Genomic DNA, 25,358 nt, shown 5'->3' with positions numbered 1-25,358 from the left:
GTACAACGCATGAGCACCGTCCTGGACCGTCCCGGCGAGCATAGGCTCCGCAATGGACTACACATTCTGACCGCTGTGTTACTAGTGGTAGTCCTGGCAGCGTCGATCACCATGCCCAGCGGCCAAGCCATCCTCAACCTCCTTCTCACCGCATCATTCGCCTGCCTTTATTTTTACGGATTCATGTGGTGGAAGCGATGGCCCCTACACGTGCAACTGGTGTGGGTCACCGGGCTCAGTCTGATGTGGACTCTGCTATTAACTGTGGCACCCATCGGGGTCTACCTGGTATTCCCCCTCTTTTTCCTCTACCTACAGGTGCTCCCCGGCCGGGTAGGCATAGCTGCAGTACTCGGAGCCACCCTAGTGGCTGTGCTGGCCCAGATCCCCACCGGACTCAGCATGGGCGCAATCATGGGGCCAGCAGTGTCAGCTGTAGTGACCCTAGCCATCCACTTCACTCTGCGGGTTCTGTGGCAAGTAAATAATGAACGCGCCGAATTAATAGAACAACTTATCCTCACCCGCAATGAGCTAGCGAAAACCCAACATGCCGCCGGAGTAGTGGCCGAACGCCAGCGCATTGCTCACGAAATCCACGACACCTTGGCGCAGGGATTATCCAGCATCCAGATGCTTTTGCACGTGGCAGAAAATGAAATCGAAGGCCAGGAGAAGGCAAAAGAAAGGATCCGCCTTGCCCGCCAGACCGCCGCCGATAATCTTCAGGAAGCACGAGCAATGATTGCAGCGCTCCAACCGGCGGCATTGGAGGAGCGATCCCTTGATGCCGCACTCCAGAGGATAGCCCACCATGCCTCGGAAACGTCCGGCATAGACATTACGTCCGACGTCGAAGGGGCGCGTCGTGAACTTCCCATGAAACACGAAGCCGCGTTGCTGCGCATAGCTCAAGGAGCGGTAGCTAATGTGGTAAGCCATGCCCAGGCGACACGATGCCGAATCAGTTTGAGCTATGGGGACAATGAAGTCCGACTAGACGTGGTAGACAACGGGCAAGGTTTTGACCCAGACCAGGTAGATCATCGGCCGCAGGGAATGGGGCACGTGGGGTTAGGGGCGATGCGAACCCGAGCAGAGGAATTAGGCGGGAGCCTGAGTGTGGAGTCAGCGCCGGGCCAGGGAACCGCGATCTCGGCGGCTATACCACGGAAAAAGGATTAAGCTGGCAAAGAGTTGGAGACCACCAAGAAAGGCACGTCATGATTCGAGTTCTACTGGCAGATGATCATGAAATTGTCCGATTAGGGTTAAGGGCGGTTCTTGAGGGGGCTGATGATATTGAGGTGGTGGGGGAGGTCGCTACTGCCGACGCCGCTATCTCCGCAGCCCTTGCCGGGGGAATAGACGTCATTTTAATGGACCTGCGGTTTGGGGCTGGGGCGGAAGGAACTCGAGTGACGACAGGGGCCCAAGCGACGCACGCTATTAGGTCTTCTATGAAAAACCCGCCGAAAGTTCTGGTGGTGACCAATTACGATACCGATGCGGATATTTTGGGGGCCATTGAAGCAGGGGCGGTGGGGTATTTATTAAAAGACGCGCCACCAACGGAATTATTATCAGCGGTTCGTTCAGCAGCAGAAGGGGATTCAGCGCTTTCGCCTTCCGTCGCCGATCGATTAATGACCCGAGGTCGAACTCCCCGAACTTCCCTGACCCCCCGAGAGTTAGAAGTACTGCAATTAGTAGCTAGCGGTTCCTCAAATAGGGATATTGGTCACGTTTTGCTCTTAAGTGAGGCGACAGTGAAATCCCACCTAGTTCATATATATGACAAATTAGGTGTCCGATCCCGGACCTCAGCGGTTGCAGCAGCCCGGGAACAAGGAATGCTTTAAGGAGTTAGGCTAAACCTTTTGCTTCACGATAGCGCTCTACGGTTTCAGTCTTAATCTTGCCCCGCTTATTAACCTGAATACCATTTGCTTCTGCCCAGGCCCGAACCTCCGAAGGATCAATGCCATAGGCCGCAGCTCCGCCATTGTTGCTGCTGGCACGACGACGCCGACGAGTAGCATTCACTTTACGAGCATTGTCCAGATAGGGGCTTAAAACCTCCCGGAACTTACGGGCATTCTCGGCGGAAAGATCGAGTTCGTATTCCTGATTATCAAGACGGAATTGAACTGTTTCCACCTGATCCTGAGACAAGGGAGAATTGTCCAGATCATCAAAGTATTGGATCACTTCTTTACGGGCCATCGTGGTTCTCCTTTTCAAGAAAGAATAAACTGTATCAAAGGCGATAATAGCGAAAGAAGTAATCCTGTCAAGATTAAATAGCTAATCGCTCCTGAATTTGGGCGGTCAGTCCGTCAATTTCACGAGAAATACTCCGATGGGCGCGAGTCCGCTGCTCAGGGGTCATCTGTTCGGCATTGTTCACGGCATCATGAAGCTCCGAAATACGGTCTTCTACATCACGGCAAAAGCCAGAGGGTAAATCAGAATTATTAATAGTATTTCGAACCCCTTCTAAACGAGCCTTCAAGGGGGCGCCAAAGCCAGAGAATTGTGCCAACTGCTCAGAATCCACGCCAAAACGTCGGGCCTCAGCCTTATTAGCCTGTTCTTTTGCCATAGTTACCAAGCGATAAACCACCGGAATTAAAAGCGGAGTCAAAACTCGGGCGGCACCCGCATAACGCCGAACCGAATGCTTATTAAGCTGACCCGCGCGAATCTTTTTTAACTCCCGCTTAGCCATAGCACGTTCATGCTTACGCTTAGCTTTCAAACCCTTCTGCTCCGCCTTCAATAAGTTCTTCTCCTGCCGAGCAAGCAACTTCTCCCGACGCAGCTTCAACTTAGCGTTTTCTTTAGCTTCAGCTTTTACCCGAACCTTCGCCGCCTTAATTTGCGCCTTGGCTTCCGCCCGCGCTTTCCGAATCTTCTTCATCAGTCCCATGTGCTCATCACTTCCCTCTATGGATTACAGTCGGATTCAACATTACCCGTACCCTCTAATAAACTTCAGAAGCTGTGTGTGTTCGCCCCCAAGATCTTGTTGGCTGCCAGTATCGCCGAATCCAACAACATAACCATCCACACATGCCGCTCACCGAGCTCAGCCGGCAGCGCCAGCAACGTTTTGACGCCGCCCGACGACACACTCTCTCCCTGCTCCCCGCTCTAGCTAGCAGGATTGATATTCACGGAGAAGGCTTCGATGCTGAAATGGACACCCTCGAAGCTCTCGCCCAACGAGCTCCCCTGGTGACCAATGCTCAATTCAGCGACGCTGGGTGGAAAACCCAAGTAGATATTCTCCACCTCAGCGAAGAGGGATACATACCCATTGTCATTAGCGCCCATCGAGCTGCCCGGCCAGATCCTCGCCGCAGCTGCCAGACACTGCCCACCCGAAAACTAGGGCAGGCCCAATGTTGGTCGGAGGAAAAATATCGCCTGCGGCATCATACTGTGGATAGCTATCGCTTAGCGCTCGCTACACGCGCCCTAGCGGGAATGGGATTAGCTAGTAGGTGGGGCGGGGTGATCGGGCAAGACCCAGAACGCGTTTTTCTCCATCATACCGACATTCACCAAGCTGCTCTCAGTGCGGCGCTGGCTGCTCCCCTGCCAACACGGCCGCGCCGGGTCAAAGAATGCGATTGGTGTTCTTATCAACAGATGTGTCGGAGCCAACTGCGCGACATGGATGACATCAGTCTGGTGCTTCCCGGAGATCGGGCAGAAAGCTTTCGGCGTCGGGGAATCAACACCGTGACCGGCCTCATTAATGCCAACTTGGGGGAGGCTTCAGCTCTCGCTGCGGCTTGGAAAGCGAAAATCCCGGTGCTTCGTCGGCACCCATCTCGCCCAATTCGGCGTGCAGCATTGGAGGTAGATATAGATGTGGAGACCTACCTTGACCATGGCGCCTATCTCTGGGGAATGTTCGACGGACATCGCTATCATCCATATGCCACCTGGAAACCATTAGGCGGAGACCCTGAAGCCGAAAACTTTGCCGCCTTCTGGGCGCACTTAAAGAAACTGCGCACTGACAACCCGGATTTCTGTGCCTATTGTTATGCCAACAATGGCGAAAACCACTGGTTGCGAACTTCAGCAAAAAGATTTGCAGGGAAACCAGGGATTCCTGGACTTGAAGAAATAGAGGAATTTATTCACTCAGAGCAGTGGGTAGACGTCTTTCAAGTAGTGAAAACCCAATTAATCGGCCCTGAAGGCTTAGGGCTAAAAACCGTAGCGAAAGCAGCTGGATACCAATGGGAGGAAGCAGAATTAGAAGGAGAAGGCTCCGTCGCCGCCTATCGAGAAGCCAGAACCCTCATGAGTTGGCGGGACCGATTGCTTAGCTATAACGAAGATGATTGCAGGGCTACCGCTGCTGTGCGGGACTGGCTAAGTCATGGAACGCCGGGGTTGCCGGCGCTGGGATTTTTCAGCGATGGCGGAGAGCGTGGCAATCGCGACCAACCCACTAGCTAGCAGGAGTAACCAAACAATTAATCCCAACCATTCTTGGGATGAAAACACATACCCGGACATCCAGCCGATGATCGAGGATCCGGCGTAGTAGCAAAATAGGTACATTCCTGAACCTTCAGCGCGGTTTTCGGTAGCAATGATCCCCACCCATCCGGAAGCGACGGAGTGCATGGCAAAAAACGCTGCAGTAAAGGTAAATATAGCTACGAGTGTGGTGATGAGATTAGCAGGGATAAGGAGCAAAATCGAGACACCCATCAATGAGGCTGCGCCCACCATGAGTCGACCTCGGGTGGAGCGTGATACTAGTCGACCAACACGGGCTGAGGACCATGTTCCAGCGAGGTACATGATAAATACCAGCCCGACTAGCCCTTCGCTGAGCCCAAATTGACTCATCATTCGGAAGCCAATGTAATTATAAAGGGACACAAAGGTTCCCATCCCGACAAAGGCGGAGGCAAATAACGCCAGCAGTCGCGGATTACGCAGGTGTCTGACCGTCGCAAGAAATTCAGTATGCGGATGAATGGCCTTGGGGCGGAATCGCCGCTGGGCGGGTAATAAAACGGCTGCTAATAGCGCGAACCCTAGGGCTATGAGGGAAGAAAAGAACATTGCCCAGCGCCAGTCCATAAATTCTAATAAGCCCGACGGGATGAGGCGACCGGATAAACCTCCCACCGTTGTGCCCGCAACATAGATGCCCATGGCTGATCCCAGGTCTTTCGGGTCAAGCTCTTCACTTAACCAGGTCATCGCCACTGCCGGAACACCGGCTACTACGGCTCCTTGAACAGCCCGCAGTCCTACCATCACCTCGAATGTTGGAGCTAAGGGAAGCAGGAGAGCCAAACATGTAGCCAATAAAGCAGACACAATCAGAACTTTCCCTCGGCCGAATCGCTCCGACAGGATGGAAGCCGGCATAATGCAGACCGCTAATAAACCCGTGGTAGCTGACACCGTCAAGGCAGCCTGATCTGGAGTTACACCTAGCTCGCTGACAAACGTGGGCAACACTGCTTGTGTTGCGTAGACGGCATTAAAAGTGGCCAACCCAGCAGCTAACATAGCCAGCACTGCGCGACGATAGGCCGGGTCTGAGCGGCGTATTCCTAGGGGCAAGGATTTTGATTCTGGCATAGGAAATATCCTTGCAGAACAAATTCTATGGGTAAAATGATAAAAATGACGCAAAACGATACGCTTTATGCATGAGTTTGTCTTCGGAATTACAGAGCTTTTTAGTAGGAGCGGAACTTCAGCATTTGAGTGATGCCGCTAGAGAGCTAGCTATAAGTCAACCCACGCTATCTAGGCGGATTGCGAAATTAGAAAAAGAGTTAGGCTCTGAGCTTTTCGATCGAACAGGTAGAGGTATCCACCTGAATCAGCGAGGTGAAGCGTATGTTCCCCACGCCCGAGCTGCGTTAGCTGAGTTAGAAGCGGGCCGGACGAAAGTTCGCCGGCTCATGGATCCAGAACGAGGAACAGTGCGACTTGATTTTATTCATTCGCTAGGTACGTGGATGGTTCCAGATATTTTACGAGCTCATCGACAAGCTCATCCCCATCTTGATATTAAGTTGCATCAGGGGCCCGCCCAGGAGGTCTCTAATCGAGTCCTTTATGATCAAGCTGACATCGCATTGGTAGGGCCCCGGCCAGAGGAAAGTAGAGAAGGTGGAGAGCTGGGTTGGTGTCGCCTGCATCGTCAGCGATTAGCGTTGGCATTTCCGGAGGAACATCCTCTGGCTATTGAGGGTGAAGAGATACATTTTAGCGAAATAGCTAGCGAGAATGTTGTCGCGATGTTACCCGGATACGGCACCCGGATCATGCTGGACAAACTATCTGCCGAATATGATGTCCGTTTGCGGATAGTGTTCGAATCTATGGAGCTGACTACTGTTTCAGGATTGGTGACCGCCGGACTAGGCGTCGCTCTTTTACCTCTTGATGATCCTTACCTTTTGCCGCACAGAGCGGTTCTGCGCCCGTTGACTCCAGCGGTTTATCGGGATTTAGGCATGGTGTGGCGCCAGGGGGCTGCGCCAGCTCCTCCGGTTGATGGTTTTCGGGAATTTGTGCAGTCGCGTTTAGCGGCAGCCTAGGGCTTGTCCGTTGATGTCGTGGATGGGGAATCGTCCTTCTCGGTTACTGCCGTCAGGGTTTCGCCACATGGGCTTTCCCTCTGAATCTTTATAGATGGTTCCGTGATGGGGAATTTCGGCGTGATGGGTGGGGCAAAGCAGCACCATATTGGCGGGGTTGGTTTGTCCACCTTGGTGGTGGGGAATGATGTGGTGTGCTTGGCCATTGAGCGCGTACCTGTGGCAACCAGGTTTGGCGCATACGCCTTGCATGCACGCTAGTGCGAACCGTTGGGCTCGGTTAGCGAAGCGCGGCTGGGTGCCGTCGGTTTTGGTGAGATGGTGCAGTTCTACGGGGTGATTATTCCGGTCAGTGATGATGGCATAACCCGTATTAGCTAGCTGGGCTTGGAGATACTGTCGGGTGGTCATTATGGCGCCCTGGCTAGTCATAAACTCGCGGCCTTCTCCGCTGCTAGCTAGGGATTCGCGGTTGAGTTCGGGTATACGGACAACAATTGCCACGCCATAGTCTTGTGTGGGCTCGGGGTGTGCGCTTGTGGTGGTTGTCAACTGGTAGAGGGAATCAAACATGGCCTGAGTAAAGCTGCGATCATCGGTGTCTCGGTTCCAATGGTGTTGGGTAACTTGTTCTAATGCGCTGGTGATATGGGCCATGTGCTCGGCGGGGCCACGGGCCAGTAAATGGGATTGCCCATTGATATCGGGTGAGGTAGAAAAGACGACGCGGCGAAGCGCGGTGGCGTTTTTGTCGGTGTTCGGGTTGATCTCCCGAACACGTTTTTTCGCCAATTCGCTAAGTTCAGCAAGGGTGCGGCCAGGCGCAGCCTCGGCGAGTTCTCGCCACAATAGGAAACGCGAGTTTGGGCCGATCTTCCGGCAATAGGCATCAATAATAAGCAGCTGGTGGATGCTGAGACCGGGCAACGCGTGGAGAACAACATTTCGGTCTTTTTTGAGCTCTAGCTGGCAGGGCCCAAATAGGGTTTTCCCTACGCGGTAGAAGCGTCGAGCTTCTGTGGTTGGCAAGCCGTAATCCTCGGCGAAGCTGTCTGGTTTGCCGTGCTGCCAAACCGCGTGGGCTAGTTCAAGTCCTTGTCGTTTGAGAGCATCGAGTGCTGCGAGGATATTCATGCCCATACGGTAGAACGGGTTTGGGGGTGAGGACTTGGGCTGATGCGGCGGGCTGTGGAAAAGCGGGGGTTGTTGTGTTTTCCACAAGAAAAACCCCGCTGCTGATGCGGCGGGGCGAGATATATGCTAAGGAGCTAGCTGCGAGCTTTGGCGTAGCGCTCGGCAACATCTTCCCAGTTGAAGACGTTCCATACAGCCTTGACGTAATCTGCTTTGACGTTCTTGTACTGGAGGTAGAACGCGTGCTCCCACATATCCAGAAGAAGGAGCGGAGTGAGGTTAACGGACAGGTTGCCCTGCTGGTCGGTCATCTGCTCAATAACTAGACGATCGGCAACGTGGTCGTAACCCAGGACGGCCCAGCCGGAGCCCTGCAAGCCTAGAGCTGCAGCAGAGAAATGATCCTTAAACTTCTCAAAGGACCCGAAATCGCGATTAATTGCTTCAGCAAGCTCGCCGGTGGGCTCGCCGCCACCATTCGGGGAGAGGTTCTTCCAGAAAATAGAGTGGTTGGTGTGGCCACCCAGGTTAAAAGCTAAATCCTTAGACAGGTGAGTTACGACGGCTCCGATGCTGCCATCTTCCCGTGCCTTCTCCAACTTCTCTAATGCGGCATTGGCGCCGTTGACGTAGTTCTGGTGATGCTTCGTATGGTGAAGCTCCATGATTTCGCCAGCGATATGGGGCTCAAGTGCGTCGTAGGTGTAATCAAGTTCGGGAAGTTCGTAAACAGCCATGGTTTTCCTTTCGTGTTTTCCTTGGCAGGATGGTTCCCCATAATAGGCTGTGTGGTTGATTTTGCAACTATATAATTAATGTTCAAATATCCGAACAATATTTTTCGATAAAAAGGAGTGGCTATGGGCTGGCTAATTCCCTCCCGTCCAAACCAACTGGTTCCCGTCAAAGAAGCTCTGAAAGGCGGAACTGCTCCGGTACTTACTCACCCCAAGCCTCATGCTGTTTTAGGAACGCCAGTCGACGCCCCTTGGCGGCCAGAGCAGCGGATTCTCTATGCCGGGCTGGGCTGTTTTTGGGGAGCTGAAAAGCTGTTCTGGGAACTGCCTGGGGTAGAGTCCACCTCGGTTGGATACGCCGGGGGAGTTACCCCTAATCCGACATATCGAGAAGTGTGTACCGGTCGAACTAACCATGCAGAGGTAGTTGGAATTATTTATGACCCTGGAATTATTTCTCTAGATCAGTTAGTTGTAGCCGCAATGGAAGCGCATGACCCAACCCAGGGTTTTCGTCAGGGCAATGATGTAGGCACTCAATACCGTTCAGTTTTTTATACCGTAGGGAGTAATGCCCGCAATGAAGCTGAGCGAATTAAGAAAATTGTTGCACACTATGGAAAGCAGCTAGCTGAGCGCGGGTACGGGGAGATAACGACCGAGGTGGCTCCGCTCGTCGGGCATTATTATTTGGCGGAAGATGAACATCAGCAGTATTTAGCTAAGAATCCTGGCGGTTATTGTCCCCACCATTCCACGGGAGTAGCATGCGAAATGCCCGTAAATCTGTGAATCTGCCCGCATTCCGAGCAAAATCCAACAGAATCGGGCATAATAGGAATTGTCAACGTGCCAATGCAGAAGGGCAGGATTCATGAAAGACATTGTCGGAAACAAGGTAGTGCTTATCGGGGCGGGCGACGTGGGAGTAGCCTACGCCTACGCACTAGTGAATCAGGGCACCTGTGATCACCTCGCAATCATCGACATCGATGAAAAGAAGCTAGAAGGTAACGTCATGGACCTCAACCACGGTGTGGTGTGGTCCAGTTCTCGTACCCGCGTCACCAAAGGCAGCTATGCAGATTGCCGCGATGCCGCCATTGTTGTGCTCTGCGCCGGTGCAGCCCAAAAGCCGGGCGAAACCCGACTGCAGCTTGTAGAAAAGAACATGAAAATCACTAAATCCATTGTGGATGAAGTGATGGCCAATGAATTCGACGGAATTTTCGTCGTGGCGTCTAACCCCGTCGATATTCTCACCTACGCCACGTGGAAATACTCCGGCCTAGACCACCATCGCGTCATTGGCTCCGGCACCGTCTTGGATTCCGCACGTTTCCGTTACATGCTTGGTGAACTTTACGAAGTAGCACCCACGTCGGTGCACGCATACATCATTGGTGAACACGGTGATACCGAGTTACCTGTGCTCTCCTCCGCTACCATCGCCGGGGTTTCTATGCGGAAGCAGCTAGAAAAAGATCCCGAGTTAGAAGGGCGTTTGGAGAAAATATTTGAAGACACCCGAGACGCCGCCTACCACATTATTGACGCCAAGGGCTCCACGTCCTATGGAATTGGCATGGGACTGGCCCGCATTACGCGTGCGATTTTGCAAAACCAGGATGTAGCGCTGCCATGTTCCGCGCTGCTGCAAGGCGAATATGGGCAAGAAAATATCTACATCGGTACGCCCGCTATCATTAACCGGCGCGGAATCCGTCGGGTCGTAGAGCTAGAAATCACTGATCATGAGATGGAACGCTTCACGCATTCGGCTAATACCTTGCGGGAGGTTCAGGAGAAGTTCTTTCCCGCTAGTTAGCTAGCTAGGTTATGGTTAGCCACATGGCTAAAAAGAACCGTAAAACCCAGCAGCTCCCGGAGGGGATGAGTAGGCGGCAGGCAAAGTTGGCGGCCCGGGCCGCTGAGCGTTCTGCCTTGGATCGTGATCCTCGTCCTTTTGGTGGGCTGGCTATGGAAGCTGACCTTATTGCGCTGCAGGAGTTTGTTCCTTCGGCTGCTGCGTTGTTGCCGTTGACTATTGAGTCTCCGCGGCCGGTGCAGGTGGTGACGGTGTTACCGGGGGCTGCGGCGGCGGTGGTTCGTGAGGATGACGCTTTGGTTGCTTTGCAAGCGGGGTCTCGTTCTCAGAATCCCGGCAGAGATTTGGCTTATGCTATCAACTGGGTGGTGAATGCTGAGGTGGGGGAGACACTTGGTTCAGCTATAGCGGATGGTTCGGAGCCTCAGCTAAAAGACCTTGTGCGGCCCGACGCCTCGTTGGATGTCAAGGAGTACGAGGATTTCCATTGGTGGTTGCCAGATAATGATCCAAGCTTGTTAGCTCCTGAGATGGCGGCTAGTTTGCAGGCGGCAAATGACGCCATCATTCCTTCGACTCGGATTCATGCCGATATTCCGGGTTGCGCGTGGTGGGTAGACCCCGGCACGAAGGCTCATATTCGTTGGATTTTCCCCACTGATAGTGAGGACCAGCTTCTGCGCGCGCTAGCTAGAGTGGCGGCTCGTGGGGATCTGGCCTTAGGTGAGGGGTCTAAGTTTGCTGGGGTGTTCCGCACTCACGGAATCATTGTCCCGGTTTTTGATGTTGACCGCACTCAGTCTTCTGATTCTTTTGCCCCGCTTTTGGAGGCCCTGGCTGAACAACTTCACGTTGCGTATCAGGATGAGACGAGTTTGGATAGCGAAGAGCGTCGGAAATTACAAAATATTAAGTCCCGCGAGGTAACTATCCGCTAGCGCAGGGAGTTCCATAATTGGGCGCTAGCATTGTCATCCCAGAGAACCACAGAACCGACATCATAATTGGCGAACCCGCTGATTGGGACTGTCTTGGTCTCTGGGGACGAGCGCATTGCCCATGCTAGTCGGGCTAAATGCCAAACATGATCGCCTCGATCCACGCTGAAGGTGGCCGCGGTATGCATGATCAGCGGCAGCATTCGGAATGGGTTCAGCAGTGTCCATGGCGATGTCGCTTTGTCGAGGAGTGCGCTGAGGAATTGGCGTTGCCGAACAACGCGGTCAAGATCACCTTCTGCGGTAGCCCTGGTCCGCACATATCCCAGGGCGGTAGGGCCATTCATCTTTTGGCAACCGGCGCTGACATTTAAATTCGCCAAAGGATCATTAATAGCTTCTTTGACGCAGATCTGCACTCCACCCACGGAGTCGACAACATTAGCTAAACCACCCATTCCTATTTCCGCGTAATGGTCAATTCTTAAACCGGTGCTTTGCTCAACAGTTTCTACCAGGAGTTGCGGACCGCCGTATGCGAAAGCTGCGTTGATTTTTGCTGAACCATGACCGGGGATGGGGACATAGGAATCGCGGGGGATAGAGACCAGCGTGGGTTTTCCTCCACCTAGCCGGGGGATATGAAGCAGCATGATGGTGTCGGTGCGGCCGGTCCCAATATCTCCCCCGGTTCCGAGCCGTTGGATATCAGCCTCGCTAAGACCTTGACGAGAATCAGAGCCCACTAATAGCCAATTGGTGCCGGAAGTATTGGGAACTTGGTGGGTGGGAAGGGCGTCTACCCGGTTGAGTTGAGTATCAACCCACAGGGTGGTTACTAGAAGCAGGACTAAGAGCAGAGGTATTAGTGCTTTTAGGGAGCAGCCGCAACCTTGAAGACGGGGGAGACGTCGCCGCTGGAAGGGTGGGCGCGCCATGGGTCTTTCGGGGCGAGGGGTCGGTACGGGCCGCTCAGGGCGAGGAGTCGGCACGGGGAATCGCTGCTGGGGTGTGAGACGTCGCGGTGGTTGCTGTTGCTGCGCGCGCTGCGGACGTGGAGCTTGTGCAGGGCGCGCAGCACGTCTGCGGACCGGCCGGCCATAGCGATCGTAAATGGGATTGCCATTACGGTCCCGTGCAATATCATCCATGGTTTCACAGTGTAGAGCTAGCGGGTCAGATGGGGAGTCCACCGATGGCGTTGTACCCCACGAAAGCTATGGCGTCGATAAGGAAATGGGCTATCACTAGCGGCCAAATTCGTCCGGTGCGGTGATATACGTAGCCAAAGACAAGGCCCATGATGATATTTCCGCACCCGGCGGAGATTCCTTGATATAGGTGATAACTTCCGCGAAGCACCGAGCAGGCGGCAAGGGTTGAGGCACTTTTCCAGCCCAATTGGCCTAACCGGGTGGAAAGCCAGAACACCACGATGATTTCTTCGCTCACCGCATTGGCTGCAGCCCAGACCAGGGAACTAGGTATTTGTAGGAGCGGATAATCGAATCCTGCAGGAATGACTTCTCGGCTGAGCCCAAGCCGCACGCTGGAAATATAAAACAGCAGCCCTGGGATACCAATGACTGCAGCTAGTGCCATTCCGCTCAGGATGTCTCGACGTTGCCAGGAGCGGGCCGTGATGCCGTCGAGCTTTAATAAGTAGAGTGCTAGTCCAGCCCAGCCCAGCAAGACCGAAGCTGAACACAGCTGTAAACTGAAGTCTAACCAGGGCAGTTGAGATTGGGCGGCATTCAGGGTGACTTGTTGTTGGTTGAGCGGGGTGGGGCTAAGCAGGGCGTCAATAAGCCGCAGGGCGGCGCGTAGCCCGGACATTCCAAAGCTAATCCCTAGAACGATGAGGATTTCCCAGCGTAGGCGGCTAGGCGTCCCAGTCATGCGCATACTCCTCTAGTTCGAGAGCGGCGTGGTAAACGGCGCCGGGTCGACAACGAATAGCACCAAGATGGACACCGACCCCTGGGGTAGCACCCCACGGCTGATAAATAGCTGACATGCCGGTGAGGTTGAACAGAGATGCCCACGGGGACCAACGGGTTTGTTCCCAGAAATTTTCTTCCGGGTCGCGGTCTGAAAAATGGTGGTGCGGAGGGGGAGGATAGGTGAGCATGGGGCTGAGGAGAAGATCCACCTCTAAGGCCTGGGCAATGCTGCCCTGCGGGCCGGAAACAGCGTGGAGGAGTTCTAGAGTTTCGCGCCTGTGATTTTCCCCCGCTTTCCGGCCGCATTCCCTTAGCCAGCTCACGATGGCGCTTTCTTGAGGGGTGCGGGGAACTTGCTGGAGAGAGGTGGAGAAAATAGTGCGGAAAGCGTGGAATAGTTGTGGGACGTTGACCCCGGCAAGGTAGGGGATTTCTACTATCTCGTGTCCCTTATTAGCTAGCTGGTGAGCGGCGTAGGTGACGGCAGTTCGGGCTGGTGCGGACACAGGGGCGTCGGGTGTCCACAGAGGGGTAAGCATGAGGCCAACTTTTAACCGCCGGGGGTCTTGGCGGATCCCGGAGAGAGCGGCCAAGAAACGCAGATCGGTGCCTAGGAATCCGGCCGTTGCTAATCCGGCCCCTGGGTGGCGCCGTTCTGGTTTGATGGTGCTTAGCCCGCAGGCAGCAGCCGGAATCCTGAGGGATCCGCCGCCATCAGAACCGTGTGCTACGGGCACTAATCCGCGTGCTACCGCTACCGCTGCGCCCCCGGAGGACCCTCCAGGAGTACAGCCAGCTAGCAACGGATTATCAGGGGTAGGTTGACCTACTGGTTCGGTGTATCCAGTCATGCCCAGTTCTGCGGCGACGCTCTTCCCGGGGATGATCGCCCCGGCTGCTTCTAAACGTTCCACTAAAGGATTTGTGCGTTGAGCTTGATAGCTGCGCTCAGCTGAGCCTAGGGTGGTGGGCATTCCGGCAACGTCGCTTAAGTCTTTGATGGGGATGAGCAATCCGTGAAGCGGGCCGCGGCGTGAGGCTGGTAGGGCGTCTAAATAGTCGGCTCGCCAACGCGCCTGATCCGCAGCGATATAACTGAAACCATGTTCTTGCGGTTCTAGGGCGGCGAGAGCGGCTATAAACTCCTCGACGGCATCGCGGGCACAAGGCATGGCATAAACCCTAGCGCGCAATAATGTAGAAGCATGACAGTCATCGCGTATCTGGGACCGGCAGGCACATTTACCGAGCAAGCTCTGCATAGGTTTGTTGGTGATCTTCAGATGTCCGACGTCCGTAGCTTGCCGCTCCCGAGCCCGGCTGCTGCTATTGATGCGGTTCGGTCCGGGGAGGCGGATTTTGCCTGCGTGGCCATTGAAAATTCCGTCGATGGCCCGGTAACTCCTACCTTTGATGCCTTAAGCTCTGGTGCTGGGGTCAATATCTACCGGGAGGTGGATTTAGACATCTCCTTCGGCATTATGGTTCGGCCCGGGACCAAGCTGGAGGATATTAGCACCCTAGCGACGCATCCGGTGGCTCATCAGCAGGTCAAAGGTTGGATAACTCGGCATATTCCGCAAGCGCTGTTCCTTCCGGCCAGTTCCAATGCTGCGGCGGCTGTTGAGGTAGCAGAGGGCCGCGCTGATGCGGCGGCAGCTCCCGAGCCTGCTGCAGCTATGCATGGTTTGGAATTGGTGGCTAAGCGAGTGGCAGATCATCGTGGTGCACGGACTCGTTTTGCGCTCGTCGGACCTAAACATCAACCTCCCGAGCCCACTGGCAATGATCGAACTGCCATCATTTTTAGTCTGCCTAACGAGCCCGGTAGCTTAGTAGGGGCGTTGCAGGAATTTGCGTTCCGGGGGGTGGATATGGCCCGGATTGAGTCGCGTCCCACCAGGGAAAAACTTGGGACCTATCTCTTCCATGTCACTTTAGTAGGGCATATTGCGGATTCGGCGGTGGCTGAAGCTCTGCGCGCACTGTATCTTAGGTGTAAAGACCTGCACTTTTTAGGATCGTGGCCGGCGGTCCCGGATGACGCTGCTTCTCCCCGTACCACGGTGGATGTGTCGGCAGCAGACCGCTGGGTGCACGCAGCTCGAACGGGAGAGGACTAATTGATGAGCACTGGCCGGATTATCCTGATGCGCCACGGAGAAACTACCAGTAACGTGGCTCAACTGCTGGATACCCGGCCACCCGGAGCATGGCTTACTGACCGTGGGCAGGAGCAGGCCCGTGAAGCTGGGCGGGTGTGCGCCCAGGATTATCCCAAGCTCGCCGCAGTGTATTGCTCCATCGCCATTAGGGCGGGTCAAACTGCGATGCTGTTAAGCGCGGAATATGAGCGGCTCCGGGGCCAGCGAAGAGGCAGTCTGCCAGTGCGTTCCCTAGCGGGGGTGCAGGAAGTGGACATGGGGGATTGGGAAATGCGCGGAGATGATGCCGCGTTCCAGGATTATTATCACTGTCTAGCTGGGTGGTTAGGTGGTGATCCGGACGCTCGCGCGCCGGGTGGGGAAAATTATTGCGATGTTCTTCACCGCTATCGGCCAGCCTTGGAGCAGGTGCGTCGTCGGCATGGCAAAGACGATGTGGTGATCGTCAGCCACGGCGCGGCGACGCGAGTTGCGGCAGTTCACGCCTGTGGCGTTGACCCTGATTTCGCTTTTGAGAATCGACTGGCTAATTGCCGTCGCATTATTTTAGAACCGGGAGAAAATGATTTCGGCCAGTGGCGTCTCGTGGAGTGGGGAGTGTAGAGGAACCGCAGCGCAGGAAAATCTCAATTCTGTTAATTAGGTTCAGGTAGGCTGGGAAACCGTGAAAATTCTTATTACTGGTGGCGCCGGTTTTATCGGTTCCACAATTGCTTCTTGCTGCTTAGATCATGGAATTACCCCGGTTATCCTGGATGATTTCAGCACCGGTCTGAAGGTTTTTGCTGAACCTCATCCTCATTATGAAGGTGATATAGCAGATAAAGCGTTGTTGGATCAGATTTTCCAAGATCATCCGGATATTAGTGCTGTTATTCATTGCGCAGCGAAAATTGTCGTTCCGGATTCGGTAAAAAATCCTTTGGATTATTATCACAATAATGTTGGGAAATCCATAACTTTGCTCCAAAAACTCCAGGAGCACGGGGTGAAACATTTCCTGTTTAGTTCCTCGGCCTCGTTCTACGATCCAGAAGAAAATCTCCTGGTGTCTGAAACATCGGCAGTAAATCCACACAGCCCTTATGCGGCTTCCAAGTGGATCTTGGAGCGCATCCTTCAAGACATTGCTGCTGCCGGGATTATTGATGTGATTTCGCTGCGCTATTTCAACCCCATTGGGGCGGATCCGCAACTTCGCACCGGTTTGCAAATACCGCGCCCTTCTCATGCGCTCGGGAAAATGATCGAGGCCTATCACGACGGAAAGGAATTTACCGTTACCGGTGTTGATTGGCCGACGCGGGATGGATCTGGGTTACGGGATTATATCCACGTGTGGGATCTGGCCCGCGCTCACGTCCTGGCCTTAGCGAAGTTCGACGACGTCATGGCCCAGTCCGATACCTCCCATTACGAGGTGATAAATCTCGGCACCGGACAAGGCACCACAGTTATTGAATTGGTGGAGGCTTTTGGTGAGGCAACCGGCAAGAAACTTCCTTATCGAACAGCTGACCCTCGCCCCGGGGATGTGGTCGGTTGCGCTACGACAACCGACAAAGCCCGCGAGGTATTAGGTTGGGAAGCTGAACACAGCATTGCTGACGGAGTGCGGGATTCGCTCGCGTGGTCTGCGAAGCTCCCCGACGTTCTGGCTAAGGAGTCTCGCTAGGGCGAGGTGGACGCTCTGGCTGCGGGGCGGGAGGATTACCGTCGATAGTGAATTGCCCCTTGGCTGAGCCGCGGAGTACCGCAAAACCATTCTTCCCCCCTGTTGCCAAGGCACAGTTTACGCTATGCGAACCACCATTCCAGGATTCTTCGGATAGCGGTGTCCAGTAGGGTTGCAAGGTCGAAGCATAAAGCGGGTCATCTCCTCCCAGATAATCCATTCCAGCCTGGGTGCAGACACCTTTAAGGTAGTCATCTTGTTCCTCAACAGTGGGGACATGGTCCGGGAATTTCTGTTGGACGTTCACAATTGAGGTGGTTTCCAGATTGTGGTCTTGTGCGCAATCCACTTTCTTCAGAGTCTGGTGCTCATCAATAATGAGGCACTCGCCTGGTTGCGCCACTCGTGCTTGGTCTTGATCCACTATTTTTCCGGTGGTGAGCTGGGCGTTCCCCTGATCATCTGTTGATTGGAATCCACACAACATGGTGCGGTCACCGTGTGCCCAGGCTTCTGCTGGAGGCAAAATCGGCGCGATTGAATAGCGACCCGTGGGGTCTAGTTTGCCTTGAACATAGCGCAGGGCCGGGGCTCGGCATAACTCCTCGCGGAGTTGAGCTTGGCGCTCTAAGCTAGGCATCGCAGCACCCTCCCCAAATTCGCTGCTCGGATAGGCAGCCAGATCCTCTCTACTGGCAACCTCAAAGCGATGTTTGCCTTGACAATTGGCCTGTTCAAAACCGCTGACCTGGCCGTCGCGCCCAATATCCCAGGTGAGGCAGGAGCCAGTATCGGCGGTGGTAAACGGGGTGGAGCTATCGCCGGTGGCGTGATGAGTGGCAAGGCTGGCGGCATCCTCACTGAAGAACGTGTAGGAGCCAGCGGCGACGATCCCTGCCAGGGAAGCGACCAGGAATGTTCGGATTGCGGCGGCGCTGCGCCAGGAAGCGTGCGTAGTCATGACTCCTCCTATGGTAGGGAATTGTGAGTTCCACGGTAGGCTTAGGCGCGTGATTGATCTGAAGTTTCTCCGCGAAAACCCTGATGTTGTCCGTGAATCCCAGCGCACTCGTGGCGAAGATCCCGGGTTAGTTGATGAGCTCTTAGCTGCCGATAGTGCCCGTCGGGAGGCCATTAAAAGCGCCGATGAGTTGCGTGCTGAGCAAAAGTCTTTAGGGAAGAAAATTGGGCAGGCTTCCCCGGAGGACCGGCCAGCGTTATTGCAAGGCTCGCAGGATTTGAAGAACCGGGTAAAGGCTGCTGAGGAAGCTCAAAAGAATGCTGAAGAGCAGGTTAATTCCTTGCAGATGCGGCTTTCTAATGTGGTCGAAGGTGCTCCGGCTGGAGGCGAAGATGACTTTGTAGTGTTAGAGCATGTTGGCCACCCAACCGAGTTTGATTTCGAACCCAAAGATCACCTTGAGCTGGGGGAATCCTTAGGTCTTATTGATATGAAGCGAGGCACCAAAGTTGGCGGAGCCCGATTTTATTATCTGACCGGGGCGGGTGCCTTGTTGCAGTTAGGAATGTTAACCCTGGCGGCACAGAAAGCCACAGCCGCTGGTTTCCAGTTGATGATCCCCCCGGTTTTGGTGCGTCCGGAGATTATGTCTGGTACCGGATTCTTAGGGGATCATGCCGAAGAGATTTACTACCTGGAGCGCGATGACCTCTACCTGGTGGGGACGTCGGAAGTGGCCCTGGCCGGTTATCACAAGGACGAGATCATCGATCTTTCTCAAGGGCCACTGAAATATGCCGGTTGGTCTTCGTGTTTCCGCCGAGAAGCAGGCTCCTACGGCAAAGATACTCGGGGCATTTTGCGGGTTCATCAATTCGACAAACTGGAGATGTTTGTTTATTGCGCCCCGGAGGATGCTCAGGCGCAGCATCAAGCTTTGCTGGATATGGAGCGAGACATGCTCGCGGCAGTGGAAGTTCCTTATCGGATTATTGATGTTGCTGGTGGGGATCTCGGTGCCTCGGCCGCCCGGAAATTTGATACCGAGGCCTGGATACCTACCCAAAACACCTACCGGGAGCTAACCTCCACTTCCAATTGCACTACGTTCCAGGGGCGTCGCCTCCAAACTCGTTATCGTGACGCTCAAGGTAAACCGCAGACGGTGGCTACGTTGAACGGAACATTAGCTACGACGCGTTGGTTGGTCGCCATTTTGGAAAATAATCAGCAGGCTGATGGCTCGGTGATTGTTCCGGAGGCGCTTCGTCCTTTTGTGGGACAGGACATACTGAAACCTAAAAAGTAACGTTCGTCTACCACCGGAATGGGGTAACCTTTTTCGCCTTCCCGGCACAGCTCCCGTCGGGTGCTTTTTGAAAAAAGCACAGATGGCCTGTGCCTTTTCGGGCTTTCCGACGCTTCTTTCGAGGTGCTACCTACCTCTGGGGATTCCTTGATCGAGCCCTGAGCGCAGCCTAGCGTACTTATTAGTTCATCCTCATTTTTTCTGGAAAGGCATCCCCCATGTCTCGCTTCTCCCGCTTTAGCGCGGTTCTCCTAGCTGGAGCGCTTGTCCTTACCCCTGCGTGCGCAAGCGGTATGGCCTACGCCGGTGACGCTCCTGGCTATGCTGCTGCTCCTAGTGCTCGCCCAGAGGTGCAGGTCCACGAAGGCTATTTCACCTCCACCGACGGTAAAGGCACCCAGATCTATTGGAAGTCCCAGCAAGTCCCCAACGCCAAAGCCACTGTGGTGGTGGTTCATGGCGCGGCGGAGCACTCGGGACGCTATGACCATGTCGCGGACCGTCTTCTGGACGCCGGGTATAACGTTTATCGTTTAGATCACCGCGGACATGGAAAATCTGCAGCGCCGGTGATGAATAATCCGGTGGCCCGTGGCCACATTGATGATTTCCACTACTTAGTCGATGACGTTCACCAGTTGGTGGAAAAGGCTAAGGCGGAAAACCCAGGTAAGACCTTTATGCTGGGGCACTCGATGGGGGCGGAGGCTGCTGAGTTCCACGGGATTAAGTATCCAGGAACCATTGATGGGTATGTGACTAATGGCTTCGGTGCTCCCTTTAATCTCTCTGGGTCCTTAGAGCGTGGGCAAACCATCACTCCCGATGCCATTACAGATACGCAGCGTAAGTTGTGGCCAAGTTTGTCTGAGGCTTTGCCATTAGACCAGATGACCACCTTTAATGCACGGCTAGCGGCGGAGGCTATTCCGGGACGCACGGATCTGCGTCTGCCCTCTCCGGAAGGTACTGATCTGATTCAGCCCCCCAACATCTTTACCAACGGGGTTGCCTCTGATCCGGCGGTAGCTTCCCAGTATCAGACCGATCCCCTGGTGAATAAGACGGTGTCGTTGGGGATGTCTCAGCAGCTAACTTTTGGTGCGGTTTATGATGCCATCAATGCAGATCTTTTCACCGCTCCTACGCTGATCATGCACGGTGACCGCGATGGTCTGGTGCCGGATTACTTCTCTAATGACTGGTATTCCGCTATTTCTTCCACAGACAAGCAACTCATTAAGTGGCATGGGCAGATGCACGAGGTCTTCAATGAACCGGCCGGTGATCAGGCCATGGACACGGTTATCCAGTGGTTGGATGCTCGCCTCTAACTGAGAATAGCCTCGCCTCTCTGGCGGGGCTTTCTTAGTCGTTTATAATGTGCGCATGCCGAAAGACGTGCTCTACCGCGGGATCGTGGAAAGCTGCTACCGAATCATCGGGTTTCAGGGGACCCAGCTTCGGGTATCAGGAGAAGGAAATATCCCCGCCCACGGTGGGGCTGTTTTGGTGCTAAATCACACCGGCTACCTCGATTTTGTGTTCGGTGGTTTAGCTCCGCGGACCAAGGGGCGACTGGTCCGCTATATGAGTAAATCCGCCATTTTCCGTAACCCCATGGTGGGGTGGTTAATGCGTTCCATGGGGCATATTTCGGTAGATCGCATTGATGGTCAAGATTCTTTCCAAAAGGCAGTAGATTATGCCCGACGCGGCGAGCTCGTCGGGATTTTCCCAGAGGGAACAATTTCCCGAAGTTTTGAGATTAAACCCATGCGTTCTGGTGCGGTGCGAATAGCTCAAGAAGCTGGTGTACCTATTGTCCCTATGGTGTTATTCGGTTCGCAACGGTTTTGGACTAAGGGGCATCGTCGCCACTTGGGTCGGAATCACTTTCCCCTGCTAATCCGGGTGCTAGAACCCTGGACTCCAGATCCACAGGGGGATCCTCAAGAGCTTACTGAGCAGCTTCGGGCCACCATGCAAGAGTGTCTGAACGGACTATGGGCGGATTACCAACGTGAGTTTGGAGATTTCCCGGCTGGTGCGAATTGGGTTCCGGCACGTTTTGGGGGAAGTGCTCCTACTGTGGAAGAAGCCCAGCGGGCAGATAAGGTCGTTGAAGATGAGCGTCACCGGGTGCGACGTTTATCCGAGGATCTTTCAGGTTTAGGGGATAAGGTTCAGGAGCTTTCCCGCAATGTCGTTTCAGGAGCCTATAACGCTTATGGCCAAGCCCGAGAGAAGCTGAGTTCCTCGGTATCTTCCTCAGATTCGGAAGAATCTCGGCTGTCGAATTTGTTGTTGTGGGTGAAATCGAGTCTGGATGAACTGGCCCAGGAAGGCGGGACCGGAGTCAAAGAGGGGGCGGAGCGGATTTCGGGCGCTACCGAACAGTTGCGCCGCGATGCCACGGCTCTCTATGCCCAGCTAGCAGCATCTGGCTGGGAAAAATACGATGGGTCACGTTTGGAAGAGGCGTTGACTAACCTGGCGGCACAGACGCGACAAATTCTCGATCGTCTCCCGCACCGACCCCACCAGCGGCTTTCCGGTTTGCCGCAGGTGGTGTGTTTAGATGTGGCCGGGACGCTCTGCGATGACCAAGGTCAGATCAGTGACGCCAGCCGAGATATGGTTCGCGAATTTGTAGAACACGGGGTGCGGATAGTGCTGACCACTGAATCGGGTATTGAGGAGGTGCGCGACGCCGCCGGGCAGTTAGGGGTAAGCGCTTTGGGAGTAGCCGCCAATGGTGCCGTGCGCTATGACGTAGATAAAGCTGAGGTCCTAGAGACTATCTCGGTCACTCCCCAGCTTGTGGCAGCAACTCGGGCTGCGTTGACGAGGATCTCGGCAGCTTCTTCGCTTCGTCCTCTTCATGATCCAAAAGGTCAGACATTGCTTCTGCGGGTTTCCTCTCCCGACCTTGAACCGCGTAACCTCGCTGAGCAATTAGAACAGGAATTAGACACCCAAGCAGTAGTGACCTATACCGCTGAGGAAGTCCAGGTGGGGGCGCCGGGGGCTGATAAAGCTGCTGCCGTGGGGCGTTTTATCGCGGACCTGGGGTTTGATGCAGGTGCCACGATGGCGGTCGGGGATTCATACTCGGATGCAGCTTTGTTGCGCGCAGTAGAAATCGGCGTGGCCATGGGAAGTGCCCCGTCAGAGGTGATTCGCTCGGCGGATTGGACCACCGCTGATGTAGCCGGGGATGGGGTGGCTGAGGTGCTGCGTTCAGTGTTCGAGGATGCTATCAAAGACCAGGAGAATACCGATTCTGCCTAGTTTCCTGAGAGCGGTAACCTTTGGCCACCCCTAAACAGGGGTGGTTTGGTCTATGGTGCGGCTCACGTATTTATAGCTCAAAAATAATGAATAGTGGGTTATGCAGTATCGATTCAGAATATTTGGGCAGCAATAGGAAAAGGGGGTGAGGTAGGCAACCTAGTTACCAGTGCGTAGCCTGAAAATTCTAAATTAGCGTGGTCAATGTTACAGGGGTGGCACCACTGTGCTGCCCACCGCTTTGCTGAGCCCCGCCAAAGTGTGCGGGAAAGGAGGCAACTGGACATGGCGTCCACCACCACCCGGCCGTTGAGCCCGGAATCCCATCAGGAAGCATGGGAGAAATTCGGTACCGAGGACTTTGACGTCGTCATTATTGGCGGAGGATCGGTAGGTGCCGGTGCGGCTTTAGATGCGGCAACACGCGGTCTGAAGGTAGCCGTTGTGGAAACCCGAGATTTTGCGGCTGGTACGTCGAGCCGTTCTTCGAAGATGTTCCACGGCGGTTTGCGCTACCTGGCAATGTTTGACTTCCGCTTGGTTGCTGAATCCCTCCGGGAACGGGAACTTAACATGTCAACCTTAGCCCCGCACTTGGTAAAACCACTGCGCTTTATTTTCCCGCTGACCCATCACTTGTGGGAGCGGGTCATGATGTTTTGCGGCTTCACCCTCTATGACTTGATGGGTGGAGCTAAATCAGTTCCCATGCAAAAGCACCTCACGCGCAAGGGCGTGCTGAAGGTAGCACCAGGCCTGAAAAACGATGCGGTTGTTGGTGGTGTTCGGTATTTCGACACCTTGGTTGATGATGCTCGCCACACCATGACCGTGTTGCGGACCGCTGCTGAGTATGGTGCCACTGTGCGGACGTCGACCCAAGTGGTTGACCTTGAAGTCAATGGTGGTCGAGTAACCGGGGCAAAGCTTCGAGATACCGACACCGGAGCGGAAACCACCATTCACGGTAGTGTCTTCATCAACGCCACCGGGGTGTGGAATGACTCTATAGAGCGGATGGCAGGGAAGAAAGGTAAGTTCTCCGTCCACGCATCCAAGGGTGTTCACATTGTGGTCCCGAAGAGTGCTCTGGACGCTGACGCCGCCTTGTGCTTCGTCACGGAAAAGTCTGTTCTCTTTGTTATCCCATGGGGTGAATACTGGATCATCGGTACCACCGACACTGATTGGGAAAAGGGTCTTTCCCTGCCGGATCCCGCCCCGACAAGGGCAGATATTGACTACATTCTGGATCAGGTGAACCAGCGGGTATCTCGGCAAATCACCCGCCAAGACATCGTGGGTGTGTACTCCGGTTTGCGCCCACTCTTGGAGGGTTCTTCAGATTCCACCACAAACCTGTCTCGTAACCACGCGGTAGCTCGGGTGCTTCCCGGCTTGGTTTCGGTTGCCGGTGGTAAGTACACCACCTACCGAGTTATCGGTAAAGATGCCGTGGATTTAGCGATCCAGGATGTCCCCAAGAGAGTTCCTGAGTCGGTGACTGATCAGACCCCGATCTTAGGTGCTGATGGCTACCATGCTTTGGCTAACCAGGTGCCGGCGCTAGCCCAACGCCTGGGGATTAGCACCACGCAAACGGAACACCTATTGGGCCGTTATGGTTCATTGACGGAAGAGGTTTTAGCTCCAGCAGCGCAAGACCAGTCCTTGCTTGAGCCCGTTCCCGGTGCTGAGCACTACCTTATGGCTGAGGTTCGATATGCCGTCACCCATGAGGGCGCCTTGCACCTGGAGGATGTGTTAAACCGACGTCTTCGAGTAGCCATGGAATACGCCCACCGGGGAGCTGATTCCGCACAGCCGGTGGCCGAGTTCATTGCGCCTCTATTGGGTTGGGATGACCAGACTATCGCCGATGAGGTCAAGAGTTTTAAGGACCGGGTTGAAGCAGAACTAGAGGCAGAAAAAGCCCTGACCGATGAAGAAGCTAATGAAATCTTCACCACGGTTGGCGAAACCCGAACCGCTATTGAAAAGGATGGAGCTGGCGCATGACCGGTCTACAGGCCTTTGGGTGGGAGTTTCTTGGCACAGCGGTGCTGCTGCTTCTGGGTAATGGGGTATGTGCTCTTAACTCCCTGCGTACCTCCGCAGCTCGCGGAACCGGTTGGGTGCTCATCACCCTCGGCTGGGGTATGGGTGTTTTCGTCGGGGCTTCCATTGCAGACCCCTCAGGCGGACACCTCAACCCCGCAGTAACACTCATGCTGGCTATCAAAGGGGCAACCTCGTGGGCGTTAGTTCCCTGGTACATTGCCGGACAGCTAGCGGGAGCTTTCTGCGGAGCCATCCTGGTGTGGGCAGCTTTCAAACAGATGTTTGATGCCAACAATCTAGATGAACAAGGTAATGTCACCGGTGCAAATCACAGCACCAACACTATTTTCTTTACCGCTCCCGCCCACCCCAAGAACGGTTGGAATGCGGTGACAGAGTTCATCGGCACCACGGTGCTTTTGCTCTTTATTGCCTTTGGCCCGGTCCTTAAGCAAGGCGATAGCCTCGGACCATTGAGCTACTTTGGTGTCGCCTTCGTCGTAGTGGCAATAGGTATGTCCTTAGGAACACCTACCGGTTATGCCATTAACCCGGTTCGTGACCTGGGGCCGCGCCTAGCGTATAGCTTCATTTTGCCGATCCGTGATAAAGGCCCTTCCAACTGGTCTTATGCCTGGGTGCCCATTGTCGGACCACTGCTCTCGGCGGTGTTCGTGGGTCTACTCGCGGTGGCTTTGTAGAAAACCAACCAAA

At 54.5% G+C, this 25,358-nt stretch carries 24 protein-coding genes; 15 read left to right on the top strand and 9 right to left on the bottom strand.

The window, feature by feature from the left end; all coding sequences use genetic code 11:
• Positions 1-9 precede the first annotated feature (9 nt).
• On the top strand, positions 10-1,185 hold the full coding sequence (locus GP475_RS11935; RefSeq protein ID WP_187974573.1) for a sensor histidine kinase: 1,176 nt from the start codon (positions 10-12) through the stop codon (positions 1,183-1,185).
• Positions 1,186-1,223: 38 nt separating this feature from the next.
• Positions 1,224-1,862: a response regulator transcription factor gene (locus GP475_RS11930; protein WP_187974572.1), complete on the top strand. Its 639-nt coding sequence runs from the start codon at positions 1,224-1,226 to the stop codon at positions 1,860-1,862.
• Positions 1,863-1,866: 4 nt separating this feature from the next.
• Here GP475_RS11930 and GP475_RS11925 read toward each other — a convergent pair whose 3' ends face one another.
• Together GP475_RS11925 and GP475_RS11920 are read right to left on the bottom strand one after the other, a co-directional pair.
• On the bottom strand, positions 1,867-2,226 hold the full coding sequence (locus GP475_RS11925) for a histone-like nucleoid-structuring protein Lsr2 (protein ID WP_187974571.1): 360 nt from the start codon (positions 2,224-2,226) through the stop codon (positions 1,867-1,869).
• A gap of 73 nt (positions 2,227-2,299) precedes the next feature.
• Positions 2,300-2,932, bottom strand: a complete 633-nt coding sequence (locus GP475_RS11920) for a DUF6474 family protein (RefSeq protein WP_187974570.1) — start codon at positions 2,930-2,932, stop codon at positions 2,300-2,302.
• Between the two features lie 143 nt (positions 2,933-3,075).
• Here GP475_RS11920 and GP475_RS11915 point away from each other — a divergent pair, with 143 nt between their 5' ends.
• Complete coding sequence (locus GP475_RS11915) at positions 3,076-4,482, top strand: TM0106 family RecB-like putative nuclease (RefSeq protein WP_187974569.1); 1,407 nt, start codon at positions 3,076-3,078, stop codon at positions 4,480-4,482.
• Here GP475_RS11915 and GP475_RS11910 read toward each other — a convergent pair.
• Positions 4,396-5,628 carry an MFS transporter gene (locus GP475_RS11910; protein ID WP_187974568.1) on the bottom strand — a complete coding sequence of 411 codons (1,233 nt, stop codon included), beginning with the start codon at positions 5,626-5,628 and terminating at the stop codon, positions 4,396-4,398. The two genes, GP475_RS11915 and GP475_RS11910, sit on opposite strands and share 87 nt — an antisense overlap.
• 71 nt (positions 5,629-5,699) lie before the next feature.
• On the opposite strand from GP475_RS11910, the gene GP475_RS11905 reads away from it, so the two are divergent.
• The gene (locus GP475_RS11905) at positions 5,700-6,599 is read left to right on the top strand and encodes a LysR family transcriptional regulator (protein ID WP_187974567.1); all 900 of its coding nucleotides are present in this window, start codon (positions 5,700-5,702) and stop codon (positions 6,597-6,599) included.
• Here the strand turns inward: GP475_RS11905 and GP475_RS11900 are convergent.
• Both GP475_RS11900 and GP475_RS11895 read right to left on the bottom strand, forming a co-directional pair.
• A complete protein-coding gene (locus tag GP475_RS11900) occupies positions 6,585-7,733 on the bottom strand; it encodes an HNH endonuclease signature motif containing protein (protein WP_187974566.1) in 1,149 nt (382 codons plus the stop codon). The two genes, GP475_RS11905 and GP475_RS11900, sit on opposite strands and share 15 nt — an antisense overlap.
• Positions 7,734-7,867: 134 nt before the next feature.
• A complete protein-coding gene (locus tag GP475_RS11895; protein ID WP_187974565.1) occupies positions 7,868-8,470 on the bottom strand; it encodes a superoxide dismutase in 603 nt (200 codons plus the stop codon).
• 123 nt (positions 8,471-8,593) lie between these two features.
• On the opposite strand from GP475_RS11895, the gene msrA reads away from it, so the two are divergent.
• The 3 genes from msrA (at position 8,594) to GP475_RS11880 (ending at position 11,236) form a co-directional block, all read left to right on the top strand.
• On the top strand, positions 8,594-9,262 hold the full coding sequence (gene msrA, locus GP475_RS11890) for a peptide-methionine (S)-S-oxide reductase MsrA (protein ID WP_187974564.1): 669 nt from the start codon (positions 8,594-8,596) through the stop codon (positions 9,260-9,262).
• 82 nt (positions 9,263-9,344) lie between these two features.
• Entirely contained in the window at positions 9,345-10,298 is a 954-nt protein-coding gene (locus GP475_RS11885; RefSeq protein ID WP_187974563.1) for an L-lactate dehydrogenase, read from the top strand.
• Between the two features lie 23 nt (positions 10,299-10,321).
• On the top strand, positions 10,322-11,236 hold the full coding sequence (locus tag GP475_RS11880) for a DUF5926 family protein (protein WP_187974562.1): 915 nt from the start codon (positions 10,322-10,324) through the stop codon (positions 11,234-11,236).
• On the opposite strand, the gene GP475_RS11875 is transcribed toward GP475_RS11880, so the two are convergent.
• Genes GP475_RS11875 through GP475_RS11865 form a run of 3 tightly spaced genes read right to left on the bottom strand, consistent with a single transcriptional unit; the run spans position 11,233 to position 14,351 of the window.
• Positions 11,233-12,387, bottom strand: a complete 1,155-nt coding sequence (locus GP475_RS11875) for an LCP family protein (protein ID WP_187974561.1) — start codon at positions 12,385-12,387, stop codon at positions 11,233-11,235. The genes GP475_RS11880 and GP475_RS11875 overlap by 4 nt on opposite strands.
• A 25-nt stretch (positions 12,388-12,412) precedes the next feature.
• Positions 12,413-13,141 (bottom strand): CPBP family intramembrane glutamic endopeptidase, encoded by a 729-nt coding sequence (locus GP475_RS11870; RefSeq protein ID WP_187974560.1) that lies wholly within the window; start codon positions 13,139-13,141, stop codon positions 12,413-12,415.
• Positions 13,119-14,351 carry an amidase gene (locus GP475_RS11865; protein ID WP_187974559.1) on the bottom strand — a complete coding sequence of 411 codons (1,233 nt, stop codon included), beginning with the start codon at positions 14,349-14,351 and terminating at the stop codon, positions 13,119-13,121. Before GP475_RS11865 ends, GP475_RS11870 begins: the two co-directional genes overlap by 23 nt.
• A gap of 33 nt (positions 14,352-14,384) precedes the next feature.
• On the opposite strand from GP475_RS11865, the gene pheA reads away from it, so the two are divergent.
• The 3 genes from pheA to galE all read left to right on the top strand — a co-directional run bounded on the left by pheA (position 14,385) and on the right by galE (position 17,019).
• A complete protein-coding gene (gene pheA / locus GP475_RS11860; RefSeq protein ID WP_187974558.1) occupies positions 14,385-15,302 on the top strand; it encodes a prephenate dehydratase in 918 nt (305 codons plus the stop codon).
• A 3-nt stretch (positions 15,303-15,305) separates the two neighbouring features.
• A complete protein-coding gene (locus tag GP475_RS11855; protein ID WP_187974557.1) occupies positions 15,306-15,947 on the top strand; it encodes a histidine phosphatase family protein in 642 nt (213 codons plus the stop codon).
• A 61-nt stretch (positions 15,948-16,008) separates the two neighbouring features.
• Positions 16,009-17,019, top strand: a complete 1,011-nt coding sequence (gene galE, locus GP475_RS11850) for a UDP-glucose 4-epimerase GalE (protein ID WP_187974556.1) — start codon at positions 16,009-16,011, stop codon at positions 17,017-17,019.
• Here the strand turns inward: galE and GP475_RS11845 are convergent.
• Entirely contained in the window at positions 17,003-17,980 is a 978-nt protein-coding gene (locus GP475_RS11845; protein WP_187974555.1) for a septum formation family protein, read from the bottom strand. The genes galE and GP475_RS11845 overlap by 17 nt on opposite strands.
• A 49-nt stretch (positions 17,981-18,029) precedes the next feature.
• On the opposite strand from GP475_RS11845, the gene serS reads away from it, so the two are divergent.
• The 5 genes from serS to GP475_RS11820 all read left to right on the top strand — a co-directional run bounded on the left by serS (position 18,030) and on the right by GP475_RS11820 (position 25,345).
• Positions 18,030-19,289: a serine--tRNA ligase gene (gene serS / locus GP475_RS11840; protein ID WP_187974554.1), complete on the top strand. Its 1,260-nt coding sequence runs from the start codon at positions 18,030-18,032 to the stop codon at positions 19,287-19,289.
• 218 nt (positions 19,290-19,507) lie between these two features.
• Positions 19,508-20,623: an alpha/beta hydrolase gene (locus GP475_RS11835; protein ID WP_316932477.1), complete on the top strand. Its 1,116-nt coding sequence runs from the start codon at positions 19,508-19,510 to the stop codon at positions 20,621-20,623.
• Between the two features lie 55 nt (positions 20,624-20,678).
• The gene (locus tag GP475_RS11830) at positions 20,679-22,583 is read left to right on the top strand and encodes a 1-acyl-sn-glycerol-3-phosphate acyltransferase (protein WP_187974553.1); all 1,905 of its coding nucleotides are present in this window, start codon (positions 20,679-20,681) and stop codon (positions 22,581-22,583) included.
• Between the two features lie 285 nt (positions 22,584-22,868).
• The gene (locus tag GP475_RS11825; protein ID WP_187974552.1) at positions 22,869-24,602 is read left to right on the top strand and encodes a glycerol-3-phosphate dehydrogenase/oxidase; all 1,734 of its coding nucleotides are present in this window, start codon (positions 22,869-22,871) and stop codon (positions 24,600-24,602) included.
• The gene (locus GP475_RS11820; protein ID WP_187974551.1) at positions 24,599-25,345 is read left to right on the top strand and encodes an MIP/aquaporin family protein; all 747 of its coding nucleotides are present in this window, start codon (positions 24,599-24,601) and stop codon (positions 25,343-25,345) included. Before GP475_RS11825 ends, GP475_RS11820 begins: the two co-directional genes overlap by 4 nt.
• Positions 25,346-25,358 lie beyond the last annotated feature (13 nt).

This window comes from Corynebacterium poyangense, assembly GCF_014522205.1.
GTDB lineage: Bacteria > Actinomycetota > Actinomycetes > Mycobacteriales > Mycobacteriaceae > Corynebacterium > Corynebacterium poyangense.
This window is presented reverse-complemented; position numbering and strand designations above follow the sequence as displayed.

Coding starts and splice junctions, on each gene's coding strand:
- GP475_RS11935 (WP_187974573.1), top strand. CDS start 10: ATGAGCACCGTCCTGGACCGTCCCGGCGAGCATAGGCTCCGCAATGGA.
- GP475_RS11930 (WP_187974572.1), top strand. CDS start 1,224: ATGATTCGAGTTCTACTGGCAGATGATCATGAAATTGTCCGATTAGGG.
- GP475_RS11925 (WP_187974571.1), bottom strand. CDS start 2,226: ATGGCCCGTAAAGAAGTGATCCAATACTTTGATGATCTGGACAATTCT.
- GP475_RS11920 (WP_187974570.1), bottom strand. CDS start 2,932: ATGGGACTGATGAAGAAGATTCGGAAAGCGCGGGCGGAAGCCAAGGCG.
- GP475_RS11915 (WP_187974569.1), top strand. CDS start 3,076: ATGCCGCTCACCGAGCTCAGCCGGCAGCGCCAGCAACGTTTTGACGCC.
- GP475_RS11910 (WP_187974568.1), bottom strand. CDS start 5,628: ATGCCAGAATCAAAATCCTTGCCCCTAGGAATACGCCGCTCAGACCCG.
- GP475_RS11905 (WP_187974567.1), top strand. CDS start 5,700: ATGAGTTTGTCTTCGGAATTACAGAGCTTTTTAGTAGGAGCGGAACTT.
- GP475_RS11900 (WP_187974566.1), bottom strand. CDS start 7,733: ATGAATATCCTCGCAGCACTCGATGCTCTCAAACGACAAGGACTTGAA.
- GP475_RS11895 (WP_187974565.1), bottom strand. CDS start 8,470: ATGGCTGTTTACGAACTTCCCGAACTTGATTACACCTACGACGCACTT.
- msrA (WP_187974564.1), top strand. CDS start 8,594: ATGGGCTGGCTAATTCCCTCCCGTCCAAACCAACTGGTTCCCGTCAAA.
- GP475_RS11885 (WP_187974563.1), top strand. CDS start 9,345: ATGAAAGACATTGTCGGAAACAAGGTAGTGCTTATCGGGGCGGGCGAC.
- GP475_RS11880 (WP_187974562.1), top strand. CDS start 10,322: ATGGCTAAAAAGAACCGTAAAACCCAGCAGCTCCCGGAGGGGATGAGT.
- GP475_RS11875 (WP_187974561.1), bottom strand. CDS start 12,387: ATGGATGATATTGCACGGGACCGTAATGGCAATCCCATTTACGATCGC.
- GP475_RS11870 (WP_187974560.1), bottom strand. CDS start 13,141: ATGCGCATGACTGGGACGCCTAGCCGCCTACGCTGGGAAATCCTCATC.
- GP475_RS11865 (WP_187974559.1), bottom strand. CDS start 14,351: ATGCCTTGTGCCCGCGATGCCGTCGAGGAGTTTATAGCCGCTCTCGCC.
- pheA (WP_187974558.1), top strand. CDS start 14,385: ATGACAGTCATCGCGTATCTGGGACCGGCAGGCACATTTACCGAGCAA.
- GP475_RS11855 (WP_187974557.1), top strand. CDS start 15,306: ATGAGCACTGGCCGGATTATCCTGATGCGCCACGGAGAAACTACCAGT.
- GP475_RS11845 (WP_187974555.1), bottom strand. CDS start 17,980: ATGACTACGCACGCTTCCTGGCGCAGCGCCGCCGCAATCCGAACATTC.
- GP475_RS11835 (WP_316932477.1), top strand. CDS start 19,508: ATGTCTCGCTTCTCCCGCTTTAGCGCGGTTCTCCTAGCTGGAGCGCTT.
- GP475_RS11830 (WP_187974553.1), top strand. CDS start 20,679: ATGCCGAAAGACGTGCTCTACCGCGGGATCGTGGAAAGCTGCTACCGA.
- GP475_RS11825 (WP_187974552.1), top strand. CDS start 22,869: ATGGCGTCCACCACCACCCGGCCGTTGAGCCCGGAATCCCATCAGGAA.
- GP475_RS11820 (WP_187974551.1), top strand. CDS start 24,599: ATGACCGGTCTACAGGCCTTTGGGTGGGAGTTTCTTGGCACAGCGGTG.